13 protein-coding genes are annotated in these 12,362 nt (G+C 48.3%); all 13 read right to left on the reverse strand.

All coding sequences use genetic code 11. The features are described 5' to 3' along the window. The 13 genes from ACI0CA_RS02520 to ACI0CA_RS02580 all read right to left on the reverse strand — a co-directional run bounded on the left by ACI0CA_RS02520 (position 1) and on the right by ACI0CA_RS02580 (position 12,340). Positions 1 to 1,746: an ABC transporter ATP-binding protein gene (locus ACI0CA_RS02520; RefSeq protein WP_308449350.1), complete on the reverse strand. Its 1,746-nt coding sequence runs from the start codon at positions 1,744 to 1,746 to the stop codon at positions 1 to 3. Continuing rightward, on the reverse strand, positions 1,747 to 3,531 hold the full coding sequence (locus tag ACI0CA_RS02525; RefSeq protein ID WP_302748550.1) for an ABC transporter ATP-binding protein: 1,785 nt from the start codon (positions 3,529 to 3,531) through the stop codon (positions 1,747 to 1,749). A 14-nt stretch (positions 3,532 to 3,545) separates the two neighbouring features. After that, positions 3,546 to 5,009 carry an ABC transporter ATP-binding protein gene (locus tag ACI0CA_RS02530; RefSeq protein ID WP_308449349.1) on the reverse strand — a complete coding sequence of 488 codons (1,464 nt, stop codon included), beginning with the start codon at positions 5,007 to 5,009 and terminating at the stop codon, positions 3,546 to 3,548. Between the two features lie 2 nt (positions 5,010 to 5,011). After that, the gene (locus ACI0CA_RS02535) at positions 5,012 to 5,782 is read right to left on the reverse strand and encodes an energy-coupling factor transporter transmembrane component T family protein (RefSeq protein WP_299358028.1); all 771 of its coding nucleotides are present in this window, start codon (positions 5,780 to 5,782) and stop codon (positions 5,012 to 5,014) included. A 108-nt stretch (positions 5,783 to 5,890) separates the two neighbouring features. Next, positions 5,891 to 7,585: a recombinase family protein gene (locus ACI0CA_RS02540; RefSeq protein WP_446807026.1), complete on the reverse strand. Its 1,695-nt coding sequence runs from the start codon at positions 7,583 to 7,585 to the stop codon at positions 5,891 to 5,893. Between the two features lie 48 nt (positions 7,586 to 7,633). Then, complete coding sequence (locus ACI0CA_RS02545; RefSeq protein WP_419056650.1) at positions 7,634 to 7,855, reverse strand: hypothetical protein; 222 nt, start codon at positions 7,853 to 7,855, stop codon at positions 7,634 to 7,636. Next, positions 7,855 to 8,403, reverse strand: a complete 549-nt coding sequence (locus ACI0CA_RS02550; RefSeq protein WP_118556720.1) for a type II toxin-antitoxin system PemK/MazF family toxin — start codon at positions 8,401 to 8,403, stop codon at positions 7,855 to 7,857. The genes ACI0CA_RS02545 and ACI0CA_RS02550 overlap by 1 nt, the downstream gene beginning before the upstream one ends. Positions 8,404 to 8,480: 77 nt before the next feature. Beyond that, the gene (locus ACI0CA_RS02555) at positions 8,481 to 9,047 is read right to left on the reverse strand and encodes a hypothetical protein (protein ID WP_446807027.1); all 567 of its coding nucleotides are present in this window, start codon (positions 9,045 to 9,047) and stop codon (positions 8,481 to 8,483) included. 348 nt (positions 9,048 to 9,395) lie between these two features. Continuing rightward, positions 9,396 to 9,590 (reverse strand): hypothetical protein, encoded by a 195-nt coding sequence (locus ACI0CA_RS02560; protein ID WP_118556722.1) that lies wholly within the window; start codon positions 9,588 to 9,590, stop codon positions 9,396 to 9,398. Positions 9,591 to 9,667: 77 nt separating this feature from the next. Further along, positions 9,668 to 10,279 carry an ImmA/IrrE family metallo-endopeptidase gene (locus tag ACI0CA_RS02565; RefSeq protein WP_446807028.1) on the reverse strand — a complete coding sequence of 204 codons (612 nt, stop codon included), beginning with the start codon at positions 10,277 to 10,279 and terminating at the stop codon, positions 9,668 to 9,670. A gap of 26 nt (positions 10,280 to 10,305) precedes the next feature. Beyond that, on the reverse strand, positions 10,306 to 10,674 hold the full coding sequence (locus tag ACI0CA_RS02570; RefSeq protein WP_118556724.1) for a helix-turn-helix domain-containing protein: 369 nt from the start codon (positions 10,672 to 10,674) through the stop codon (positions 10,306 to 10,308). Positions 10,675 to 10,820: 146 nt separating this feature from the next. After that, entirely contained in the window at positions 10,821 to 11,786 is a 966-nt protein-coding gene (locus tag ACI0CA_RS02575; protein ID WP_446807029.1) for a helix-turn-helix transcriptional regulator, read from the reverse strand. 32 nt (positions 11,787 to 11,818) lie between these two features. Beyond that, a complete protein-coding gene (locus ACI0CA_RS02580) occupies positions 11,819 to 12,340 on the reverse strand; it encodes a DUF5640 domain-containing protein (protein WP_446807030.1) in 522 nt (173 codons plus the stop codon). Positions 12,341 to 12,362: the final 22 nt, after the last annotated feature.

The following is a 12,362-nucleotide window of genomic DNA, read 5'->3' on the forward strand; positions in this document are numbered from 1 at the left end:
TTATGCAAGGCTCCAGCCGGAGGACTTTTTACGGATATTTACAAAATCCTGATAAATCCCGGCTTTTGCCATAAGCTCGTCATGGGTTCCCTGTTCGCTGATCCGTCCATCGGAGATCACCAAAATCTGATCTGCCTGACGGATGGTATTCAGGCGGTGTGCAATCACAAGCAATGTTTTACCCTTTACCAGTTCATTGATTGCCTCCTGGATATAGCTTTCATTATCGGTATCAACACTTGCAGTCGCTTCATCCAAAATGACAATCGGTGCGTCCTTCAAAATGCAGCGGGCGATAGAGATTCTTTGCTTTTCGCCGCCGGACAGAGTAGCGCCGCCTTCACCGATGACTGTCTGGAATCCATCCGGCAGCGCCATGATAAAATCATAGCAGCGGGCTTTTTTTGCAGCCTCATAGACTTCTTCCTCAGTAGCGTCCGGTTTACCCATGCTGATATTGTTGTAAATGGTATCCTGGAACAAGTACACCCTCTGGAAAACCATGCTGATCTGTTCCATCAGTTCAGCGAGAGGTACATCCCGAATATCTGTACTACGGATTGTCACTTTGCCGGATTTCACATCCCACAGACGCGCCAGTAAGTTTGCAATCGTGGATTTGCCGCCGCCAGACGGTCCCACAAGTGCGGTCATGGTATTCTTCTGCATAGAGAAGCTGATATTGTGCAGGACTTCCTTGTCCTGATAGGCAAAAGTCACATTATCAAAACAGATTTCCGGTGAGCCGGAGCTTTCATTCGGAATATGTGCCGTCCCTTTATCCGGCAACTCTGTTTCATTCAGAACCGCTTCAATACGGTCTAAAGCAGCGTTCATAACCGTGAGGCGCGAGGCTTCTCCATACAGTGCCTTTAACGGGCTGAACAGATCAAAGACAAAGAGCAGAACGCCAAGCAGATAAGGCAGCGAAAGGGAACCGCTTTGCTGAAGCCAAACGGAAAGCGCAAAAATAGCGGCGATTCCGACTGCGTACAAAATATTCAGGCCTCTTGTCCACGGCGTCATTTTACGTTCAAAGGCAGTGGATGTATCTCTGGAACGTCTGAAATTCCCGGTTAATTCCTCCGACTTTTCGCCAATCAGGTTATAGCTCTTAATTACGCTAATCCCCTCTGCAAAGGAAAGAACTGCGTCCGTCAAATGTTCGCTTTGATCCTGTCTGCAAGCTGCTTCTTTTAAGGAAACCTTGTTCATCCCTTTTGCGGTAAAACATGCCAGCAGCGTTACAGCAGCCGCAGCCAGACCAAGCCGCCAGTCCAGAAAGAACATAAATACCAGCAAGATAAGTGCAGAGAGCATGTAGCTCATCATATTGCCAAGTGTACTCATGGCAATTTCTTCAATGAATACCATATCCGTACTAAGTACCGAACTGATCTTGCCAATGTTGCCCGAAGTAAAATAACCCATCGGCAGCTTGCGGAGATGACCGCCGAGCTCCATCCGCTTATCCGTAAAAATCATATATCCGGCAGCGCTTTGCAGTCTGTCACAGAGATAATGGACAATCACCTGTGCAGCCACAACGCCAACAAGTCCGATACCGATATACAGACATTTTGTGCCTGTCAATGTTTTCTGATAGAATCCAGAGAGCACAAGAAAGGCTAAAAAGATAGGCATTTTTGAAAGTATGGATTCGAGAAAAGCACATACGAAAGCCCCCTGAATCCGGCACTTATACTTGCCGGAGAGTTTTAGGATTCTTGAAAATAGTGCCAGCATTTATTTTCCCTCCTTTACAGCGTTGACTTTCCATTCTGCGCTGTCCTGCGAGGCTTTCCACAGTTTTTTGTATTCCTCACAGATTGCCAGCAGTTCAGCATGAGTGCCGGTTGCCGCCAGTTTGCCATGTTCGATCACACAAATCTGATCGGCGTTCATAATTGCAGGAAGTTTGTGGGCGATCACAAATAAGGTCTTGCCTTTTACCAATTCCGCAATCGCAGCCTCCATCTTTTCCTCATTCTCCGGGTCTGCATATGCAGTCGCTTCATCCAACACGATGATAGGAGCGTTTTTCAAAATGGCTCGCGCCAAAGAAATACGCTGTCGTTGACCGCCAGAAAGCATTTTCCCGGCATCTCCCGCCATCGAATGAATCCCCTGCGGCAGCTTTTCAAGAAATTCCATGCACTGTGCTTTTTTCGCCGCTTCAAGGACTTCTTCATCTGTAGCGTCTGGCCGCCCAATACGGATATTTTCAAGAATGGAAGTATTGAATAAATACTGATCCTGCGCCACGTAGGAAACCTGACTGTTCAATGCCTCTAAGCTCATTTCCGTTATTTTTTGCCCACCAATGGAAATGCTGCCCTGCTGCGGGTCGTAGTAGTGAATCAGCAGTTTCGCCAACGTACTTTTTCCGGAGCCGGATTCACCAACTAAGGCCGTTTTCTGTCCTGCCTTTGCAGTAAAACTAATATCATGGATAACTTCATCCATTGTTACCATCGGCTGTCCATCAGGTCCCGGCTGACTTTTCTCATACCCGAATGTAATGTGATCGAAACAAATGTCGTAATTCTTCCCATGAAAAACGGCGTCCGTCTGCTGTAACGGCGCTGTTTCCAACACTTGCTCCAAAGCGGCAATCTTATAATTGAGCTGCGGCATAGTCGGTAAAAAGCTCAAAGATTTCAGCAGCGGAATACCAATACTAAGCGACAGGCAAAGCACCAAAATCAAATCCGGCAGAGTGGAGAATCCACAAAGTACAAACCATGCCCCCAAAGGCAGAGTAAGGATAATCGTACAGGGTAAAAGGCTGCTGTAAATTGCCATCCACGGCCATGCTGCCTTATACCATTCCAGCGTATAGTCCCGATAATCGGAAATGTCTTTGCGGAAACGCTCATAGGATTCTGCGTCCTTGTTGAACACTTTCACAACTTCCATACCGTTGATATACTCAATAATGGTATTGTTCATTTTCTGCCCAGCCATGTAATACGGCCCCATTTTCTTCATACCAACGGAATACATAATCATCATAGCCGCAAAGCTGATCGGAATAGACGCAAGAGATAGCAGGGCCAGTTTCCAGTCGATGAAAAACATAGCAACATAAATTGCAATCGGAATCATCAGGTTTGCAATCCCCTCCGGCAAAGAGTGGGCAAGCAATACTTCCAGACTGTCCACATCATCCACAAACAGCTTTTTAATTGTGCCGGTTCCCTTATCCTGGATAAATCCAAGTGGAACTGCTTCAAATCTCTTTTGCAGGGAAGTGCGAAGCCGGAGCAGCGTGCTATAAGCGGCCTTATGGGATACATCCAGTCCCCAGCCATAAAGAATGGCCTGTAAAATAAGGCAGATCAAAACGCCGATTACCCGTATGCACACATATTTGGTATCAACGGCATTGCCCATGACAAGAGGCGAGATCACCTGATAGGCCAGCACAAAGGGAAGTACCCCCATCAGGACGCTAAGCAGGACGATGAAAGTTGCTATATATAAGTCCTTTTTGTGCGGCCCGGCATACTCAAATACTTTCTTGAACATAACAAAGCCTCCAATCAATTAAAGTATTGTTTTGAAAGTGACAGCAAGATTTCCGGGGTTAAGACCTGATTCTTAATCGAATCCTGACCATCAAGCTGTAACACTTCTGAACAGGTGCGGGTAATAAATTCAAAATCATGCGACACAACGAAAATAATCACACCGGCTGCTGCAAGCTGCTCGATCAAATGGCTTACCCTCACCATAGAATCGTAGTCAAGGCCGCTGGTGGGTTCATCAAAATAGATGACCGGACTGTCCTTGACAATGGCAGCGCCTATCGTCACCCGCTGTTTCTGTCCTCCTGATAAGGACGCAGGATGACACTCCCGGTATGCGCCAAGTTCCAGAGCCTCTAAAGTTTCCGTGACTTTCCCGGAGCAGTCATTTTCAATTCCCAATGATAATTCTTCTTCCACGCTGCTGCCAAAAAGCTGATAATCGGTATCCTGCATGACAAGATAGGACAGGTTCCTTCTCTGGCGCGGGGACAGCTTTTTGCCGTTATAACGGATACTCCCGGTTTTCTCTTTTAGAAGGCCTGTCATAATCGAGAGCAAGGTGGTTTTTCCGGCTCCGTTATGCCCCAAAATACCAATCACATCACCTTTATGGGCTTCAAAATTGATATTCCGTAAAACATCCGGCCCCTTTTTATATGCAAAGGAGAGGTTGCTTACACTCAATCCATCATTGGATTTATGTGCCGGTTTTAGCTGATACTTCGCTGCCTCCCGTTCTGGATAGACTGTACGCAATCCGTATTGGATACGGGTTTCATCGGACAATGAGCAAAACTGTTCTCTTGTGAAGCTCTGTATAAGCCTGCCATCCTGAATCAGATATGCCCGGTCAAGCAACTCCCTCAAATAGTAGAAACGATGCTCAACAACAATAATGGTATATCCATCAGCTTTCAGGCGCTTCATGGTTTCTGCCAGACGTTTTGTGGCAGCATAGTCTAAATTCGCTGACGGTTCATCAAAGATATATACTTTAGGCAAAAGGGCATAGACTGAACCAATCGCGATCTGCTGCTTTTCGCCGCTGGATAAATCAAAAATACTGCGGTTCAGATAATCGCTTAGTTCCAAATCCAGCACCGCTTTTGCAATGCGGTCAACGGTTTCCTCACGGGAATACCCCATATTTTCGCACCCGAAAGCAAGCTCCCGTGTGGTATCTGTCATAAAAAACTGTGAACGTGGATCTTGGAATACGGTCCCCACCTTACCCGCTAAATCAGACGGCTTCAATTCCAGCAAAGAGTGTCCGTCCAACAGAATATCCCCCTTTGACTCTCCGGGGTAGAAATGTGGAATCAACCCATTCAGGCAGCGAATCAGGGTAGTTTTCCCGCACCCGCTCCGACCTGTCAATAAAACAAATTCGCCTGTCTGTATTGTCAGGTTCAGATCTTTCAATGTAAATTTATCCCTTTCCTCATAGCGGAAAGAGAAATTATCAAAGGTAATCATCGCTATACCCTCCATATAATGATTTCCCCAATAGAGGTATGGTCGAGGAACAGAAGTAGCGCTAAAAAGACAATTCCCAGCGCAGTCACTGCATACTCTTTCCACGAAAAACGGACAGGGTTCAGCGCATATCTCTTTCCTTCCAGTTCCAATCCCCGCGTTGTGCCGGATGCTGCTAATTCATCGGTTACTTTCAGGCAACGCATCAGCAAAGGGATCAGAATATATTCAATCGTAGCAAGCGGATGGATAAGTTGTTTCCATACCGTATCACCGATGCCGCGAATGTCCATTGTATTACGAATCATGCGGTATTCAATCCGTAAAGTAGGTATGTAGCGGAACATGACCACTAACGGAATTGTAACAGCCTGCGGCAATCGCATGCGTTGCAGCGATACCATGAGATCATCCATTTGTGTTGTGTGCAAAATCCATATTCCCATCATTGCAATAGGAACCAGTTTCAAAATGGTCACACCAAACACACTCATGATCACGCTGAGTACCGGAATAGAAACATACCGCAGTAAGGCATTGAGATAGGCAATGACAATATAAAAAATCAGCATCTTGGCGGCCCATTTTCCGCCATTGCCGACAGCAATGAATAGCGCAAAAGATGCAACAAGTACCAAACTGCAAATTTCGCCATTCAGAAAATAACTGACACATCCGATCATAATCAGCAGCGCAACTTTGCACCGTGGGTCTAAAGCTGCCGTTCTTTGAAATTGTCTTTGTGTAATGAGTTTCTTTGTGTTTTCTTCCATACTGTTCTCCAAAAAAAAGCGGGGCTGACATTAGCCAAAGCCCCGTAAGGATGTTTTTTGAAAGGGATACGGTGTAACCCCGTTTTCGGGGTTGCACCGTTTTCTCTATTAGGCTGTAAGCCTGTATTCCTGCGGGTTTGACTGTATTTTCTCCATCAGGCTTTTGATCTCGTCCTCTGTGGGAATGTCAATCAGTCCGATGGCTGTGAAGTAGATGTCCACCTTCACAGAGCAGTGACCACTTGACTTGTCGTTGTTGTGAACCTCGATCCTCCGTATCAGCGAGTTGACAAGCGTTGGCGTCAGTTCCTCAAACGCCGTGTTGCTTCGCAGGACTTTCAGCAGGGTTTTCAGGTCGAGGCTTGTCTGTTCTATACTGACAAGCCTTTTCTCGTCCTCATCGACCCTTTTGACAAGCTCCCTCTGCTCGTTTTCGTAATTGACCGACATTCTTGCATAGCGTTCGGCTGAGATGTTGCCGAGAACCTGATCCTCATAGATGCGCTCTATCAGCTTGTCAAGGTCTTGAATGCGCCGCTTTCCGCTTTCAATAGAGGACTTGAGCCTGTTTGTTTCCGTCCGCTTGGATACGATGTCTTTCTGCGCCATCAGGTATAGAAACACCGGTTCATAGCATCTAACGAAGTCCGCCAAGCTGTTGATAGCTTCCAGCACGATCTTTTCCAGCACTACATTGCGGATATAGTGTATCTGACAGTTTCCTCTGCCACTTTTGTAGTTGGCGCAGCGGTAATGCTCCTGATTAGCGTTAAGGCTCTTGGCGGCGCAGAAATGGAGCTTTGAACCGCAGTCCGCACAGAACACCTTGCCGGAGAAAAGGCTTGTCCTCCCTGTTGCTGTCGGACGGATGCGGTTCTCACGAAGCTCCTGTACTCGTTTCCAGGTGTCCTCGTCGATGATGGCAGGCTGAGTGTTCGGGATGATCTGCCACTCGTCCTTTGGCTTATACACGGTCTTGTGAACCTTGTAGCTGACCGTGGTGGTCATAAAGTTCACGGTGCAGCCCGTGTACTGCTGATTGGCAAGAATACCGGCGACGGTTTTCTGATCCCAAGCGTATGGGTTGGTATACTGCTTTCTTGTTTTTCTGCCAAGCGAAGCGTAATAGGCGGAAGGGATGAGAACCTTTTCCTGTTCAAGCTGCTTTGCGATCTGCAACGGACCTCGCCCGTCAAGGCAGAGTGCGTAGACTCTCCGCACAATATCCGCTGCCGGTTCGTCTACCAGCCAGTCCTCCTTATCCTGTGGGTTCTTGACATAGCCGAACGGGACGGAGGAACTGACCCGCTTGCCGTTTGCCGCCTTGTTCTTCCATACCGCGCGGATTTTCTTGCTCGTTTGAGCAGCATACCACTCGTTAAATATGTTGTTGAACGGCATCATCTCCGTACCTGTTTCCTTGAGGGTATCTACATTTTCCTGAATGGCAATGAACCTGACGCCGAGGGTCGGGTATTTGATTTCAAGGTAGTTGCCCACATCAAGATAATTCCTGCCAAAACGACTGAGATCCTTTACGATGATGGTATCTACCAAGCCCTGTTCAACCATGTTCTCCATTTGGATGAAACTCGGTCTGTCGAAGGTCGTCCCCGAAAATCCGTCATCCGTGAAAAACTGAGGGTTCGGAAAACTATTCCGCTGTGCGTATGCAAGTAAAATCTCCTTTTGATTCGATATGGAGTTACTGTCGCCTTCCCGCCCATCGTCTTGAGAAAGACGGCAGTAGAGCGCCGTGATTTTGGTTTCGCTTTGCCCTTTGATATAGTTTGCTGTTGCCATTGTCATATCTCCTTTCCGACAACCGGGCATTGCAAAGGCACTATTATTTTACTGTGCCTTTGCATTTTCCGCAATTATGCGATTTTCCAGTAATTCCTCTGAGAGTATCAGGTCACGGAACTGCTGTAATACGCATCGGCTACCTTCGGGATCAAAGTGGGTAGACACCTCATATACCGTGCCGCCGATCTTCATCCTGAAATCGCTGTTGCCAAAGCCGGAGAAAAGCTCGATGGCGGCATTTTCCTTTTTCGGAGTATTGTTCATCATCACCCCTCCTTGCTTCTTTCAATCACAAGATAGTCATAGCCGTAGCTCTGACACTTATCGCATTTGTCCTTGGCTTTCGCAAAGGGATCAAGCCGCTTTACGATGTAGTTCGGGCTGTTCTTGTAACTCTCCAAGCATTTCACGCACAGGCAGCGCATATCGGCAGGCTTGCGATAGGGCTTATCCACCCAAAGCCCCAGCGCCTTTTTGACACCGATATTGATTTTCTTCATGCAATGCTCGTCGTCAATCCTGCCGATGTACTCCAAGAGGTCGGCTTGGTTGACCGTTCGGAGCTGCTCCAGCATCACCATTGACGGCTCTTTCAGCCCGAAGCGGTCGCCCAAGATGATGTGGGACGGGAGATACCGCTTCTTGATTACCGTGGTCATTGCCGCGATTACCGTAGTGCAGCTTGCCTTATTTCCCTCGTCGCACTGAACGACCAAGGCGGGACGCAGCCCGTTCTGAATGGAGCCTTCGTTTGTGCCGAAGTCGTAGAGATAGATTTCGCCGCGCTTGACCTTGCTGATGTTTTTGTTTTCCATAATGTAAAACCTCTCATTTCTTTATTTTGAAAGGTGTTTTCCGACCGTTCCGAAACAACCCCTTCACTTACTCTGAATTAGGAGTCCAAATTTGAGGGTGTTTTCAAAAACTTTTTCATCTTTTTTATCGCAGCTATGTAAGCCTCCTGCACGGTCTTGATGGATTTCCCTTCGTCCTTGGCTATCCGTGTGAAGGTTTTACCTCCGAAAAGGTGCTGCCTTACATATTTCTTCTGCGTGGGCGTAAGACGGGCAAACGCCGCCCAAACTATGCGGCTGTCTTTCTCTTCCTCAAACAGTTCCCCTGTAAAGTCGGGAACACAGATTCCGGAGTTATACAGCTCCGTAGTACCGTCCTCAAATCCATAGCTGTCATCCCGCTGCATCCGCTTGAAGAACTTGTCCTCGTTGCGCTTAAACTCTGCAAAGACCTCGCCCGCAGCCTTGCTGAGCAGCAGGAAAGGAATATACTGCTTTACGACAGGAGCGTGTTTTTCAACAATCTGCTCGTAACTCAAGTCGGAAATAATGGCATACTTCTCTGTACCCGTGTAGCCGAGGTATTCGTATTTCAGCCTGATCACCTTGCAGTCAGCCTTAAATGCTTCTGTCAGGGCGTCAAGATTTAATGTGTTGTCAGTCATTTTCGTAATCTCCTTTGAATTTTGAATTTTTGGTTGAACTCAAAATTCGGAGATCACGGGTATTTCGCTATGTAGCAGAGCCAGTTCTTCAACATAAAAAGAGCTTCCTTTCAGAGATTTCTCTGCCGGAAGCTCCTGTTCGGTTGTCCTTGCCGAAAAAAGAAGCCACCGGCAAGACAGAATTAGCCTGTGGCTATCTGTCTTGTCGGCGGCCTCTCATGTCTGCTGTCAGCAAGTCTGGCTTAACACACCGAAGTATTCAAAGCGTGTGACCTGATAAGGATTTAGTGCGGCTCTGTTTCAGCCCGACCTTACCGTCGTTACGCCGTATTCAGTTTTGTATCGCTCCTACATCAGAGCCTCTTGCCCCTGTGCGGCGAACAGCTCAATCGTGTCGTGCCGCCTGCCTTTCGGTACCCGGACAAACTTTACGGTGCATTTTCTGCACTCATAGCGGATCTTCTCATCTTCGCTTTTGTGTCCGTGGTTTATTGCTCCGCAGTTCGGGCAGAACATCGGGTAGGTTTTCCATCCTTTTTTCAATCCTCAGTCACCTCGTTCTTTCTGTATAATATTCGCAATATTGCGAATATTAAGGGTAAAAAAATCCCGCAGGATTTTCATATCAGGGCAAATTCCTTCAGGCGTATTTCCATTGCCTGCTTGGACACCTCAAAGGTTTCAGCCATTTTGCAGACGAACTCATGCTTCGACCGGCACATGGGACGGAGTGCGTAAAAGCGGCGTTTGACCTGTCCGTTGGGCATCAGGAGAGCTTTGGCAAGGTAGTTTGCCTGCCATTCCGTAGCGTCCTCGTCGGTATCGTGGTTATACAAAGCGGCGGCGACGCCTGTCCCGCTGAAGATGCGCTTGTGAAGGATGTAGTGTGCCAGCTCATGGGCTAGCGTAAAGCGCAGGCGGCCGTAGCAGCGCTCATCCTCGAGAAGCGACGCTTCGATCAGCATGGTGCCGCCCTCCACGCGCATTAGGGCATAGTCGCCTCTGTCCCGGTCGTAGTAGGTGGTAACGCCGCTGTCGTAGATCATTCTGCCCAGCTCACGGGCGTCGTTGGTAAGGTACTGGTATTCAATACGCAGTCCGAAGGTCTTTTCGATGATGGTTTCAATCGGCACGGCCTGGGGTCTGCCGCTGAGATATCCTGCGTCATATTGCAGCAGCGTGTGGCGGGCAATGGTTTCCAGTGCCTGCGGGCGGTAGTAAAGTGTTGCCATCGGCGTGTTCCTTTCCGTCCGAAGGCTTAGTCGGACTCTTTTGTAATGCGGCGGATGAAATCTTCCCATTGCTTATCCGTTACATTATGCTTTTTGGCTGTTCTGAGGGCGGCACGGACGATGTCCTTTTCCATGATGTATTCGGGCAGGTCCGCGCTCACCGTATGCCGCGATCTTGCGGCAAGGTCGTACATTTCCTCCGTTTCGGCTTCATTCAGGTGCAGAAGCAGGGGGAGCTTTTCCAGAATCTCATCGGGAACGGGTCTGCGGTTTTTTTCGATGTCGCAGATATACACGGCGGAGAAGTCCAGTTTGATGGCAAGCTGCCGTGCGGACATTTCCCGTTCCATACGCTTTGCGATCAGAAAGTCCCCGAAGGTCTTTGCTCTGTTCATATGGCGGCTCCTTTCTCGGTTCGCTTTTTTGCGAACGCCGTAAGCATATTATATCCTGAACTTTTTACGAATACAAGGGGTTTCGGCAAAGTCAAAACGAGATGGGCGTTTTTGCACCCATCTCATTTTCCGAACAGCGGCACAGCCTATGTCTGCAAAGCATTTTTGAGCATTTCCCCATACTGCAAAACAACCTCTTCGGGAGCTGTGATCCGTATATCTCCGTTGAACTGAAACACCCATGCGAAAAAAGTCTGACTGACGGAAACCTCCGCCACAGCCCTAAAGTGTCCGCAGTCACCCGGAACGGTATCTACCTCATCACCGAAGCGGTCTACGATATAATTCATCAGATCGTTTTTGCAGACCAGCATAACCTTTTTGGTTTCACCGTCGTACATATCGAACACACGGCGGGTAAATTCCGGCAGGTTGAAATCGGCGGGCTTCGCTGCGGCGTCGGCGGAAAGGATTTCCACCTCCTTCATCCGATCCACCCGGAAGGTGCCGAGCTTTCGGTGCTTTTCGCTGTAACCGATGGCATAGTAATGATCCTCGTTCCATACCAAACAGTAGGGGGAGAAGAAATATCGCTTTCCATCGTTATTGGGGACTTCTTTTCGATGTTGGTCGTAGTGAAAGTACCGGAACGAAATCTGCTTCCCACGGTTGATTGCCGTATTGATATTATCTACCAAATAGTAAATCTGCTCGTTCAGCGGTTTTACTCTCTCGGAAACATACAGATTGCTTTTCAGCTCCGCCGCCTGATGGATGCTGGTCATCTGCGACAGCTTTTCGATCAGCTCCGCGCTTTTCTTTACCGTGATGAATTTGGACGATTCCACCGCATCAATCAGCAGTTTCAACTCCGGCAGAGTAAATAAATGACTACTCAGGGAATAGCGGTTCTCACGGCTTCTTTCTTCTTCAATATCAATGCCAATATCACAGAGCTTCGCAATATCGCCCGGTATTGTTTTTCTGTCGCAGGAAATGCCGTTGCCCTTCAGAAAAGCGAGGATGTCCGCCGTTGTTGCATAATGCTCGGCATCCGTGTTTTGCCAAAGGTATTTCAATATGTATAACAGTCTGCTCTTGGATTCTGCCATAGCGTCACTCCTGTTGTTTTTTGCGGAAGCCCTTATTTCTTTGAGCTTCTTTTCAGCTCGTATGTCCCGCCGACCGTGCCCTCGCCACCGATCAAGGTAAGGGTATTTCCGTCAACGGTAAATTCATATTCGGAATCCCACACCGACTCGTTGGCGTAATCGATCATGAGCTTGTTGCCGTCGATGGTATAGGTGAAATCGTAGGATATGGAGGGCAGCTCCATTGCGCCGCTTCCGCTGCCGTCAAAGGAATAGGTGGTCGTTCCGTCGAACTCCCATGTGCCTGCAAGTGCGTCCGTGCCGCCGGAGCAGCCTTTTGCCAGCAGTATAATGCCAACGATGATTACCGCCAGTGCGGCGATCGCACCGCAAAGCACCATACGGCGCTGCGTCTGTTTTTTCTTCCTTTTTCTGATTCTCTCTACCGTTCGATCTGACTCGTTCGGGAATCGTCCCGGCGGTTGTTGCCTGACGGGGCGGTTCGATTGATAATCCTGCATCATGTGGTTCTTCTCCAGTCCAAGCGAAAGGGCGATGACGGCAATGTCCGTCACCGCCCTTTGCTCAAAGGTTCGC

The sequence above is a fragment of the Hominenteromicrobium mulieris genome, assembly GCF_046197855.1.
GTDB lineage: Bacteria > Bacillota > Clostridia > Oscillospirales > Acutalibacteraceae > Hominenteromicrobium > Hominenteromicrobium mulieris.

Coding starts and splice junctions, on each gene's coding strand:
- ACI0CA_RS02520 (WP_308449350.1), bottom strand. CDS start 1,746: ATGCTGGCACTATTTTCAAGAATCCTAAAACTCTCCGGCAAGTATAAG.
- ACI0CA_RS02525 (WP_302748550.1), bottom strand. CDS start 3,531: ATGTTCAAGAAAGTATTTGAGTATGCCGGGCCGCACAAAAAGGACTTA.
- ACI0CA_RS02530 (WP_308449349.1), bottom strand. CDS start 5,009: ATGATTACCTTTGATAATTTCTCTTTCCGCTATGAGGAAAGGGATAAA.
- ACI0CA_RS02535 (WP_299358028.1), bottom strand. CDS start 5,782: ATGGAAGAAAACACAAAGAAACTCATTACACAAAGACAATTTCAAAGA.
- ACI0CA_RS02540 (WP_446807026.1), bottom strand. CDS start 7,585: ATGGCAACAGCAAACTATATCAAAGGGCAAAGCGAAACCAAAATCACG.
- ACI0CA_RS02545 (WP_419056650.1), bottom strand. CDS start 7,855: ATGATGAACAATACTCCGAAAAAGGAAAATGCCGCCATCGAGCTTTTC.
- ACI0CA_RS02550 (WP_118556720.1), bottom strand. CDS start 8,403: ATGGAAAACAAAAACATCAGCAAGGTCAAGCGCGGCGAAATCTATCTC.
- ACI0CA_RS02555 (WP_446807027.1), bottom strand. CDS start 9,047: ATGACTGACAACACATTAAATCTTGACGCCCTGACAGAAGCATTTAAG.
- ACI0CA_RS02565 (WP_446807028.1), bottom strand. CDS start 10,279: ATGGCAACACTTTACTACCGCCCGCAGGCACTGGAAACCATTGCCCGC.
- ACI0CA_RS02570 (WP_118556724.1), bottom strand. CDS start 10,674: ATGAACAGAGCAAAGACCTTCGGGGACTTTCTGATCGCAAAGCGTATG.
- ACI0CA_RS02575 (WP_446807029.1), bottom strand. CDS start 11,786: ATGGCAGAATCCAAGAGCAGACTGTTATACATATTGAAATACCTTTGG.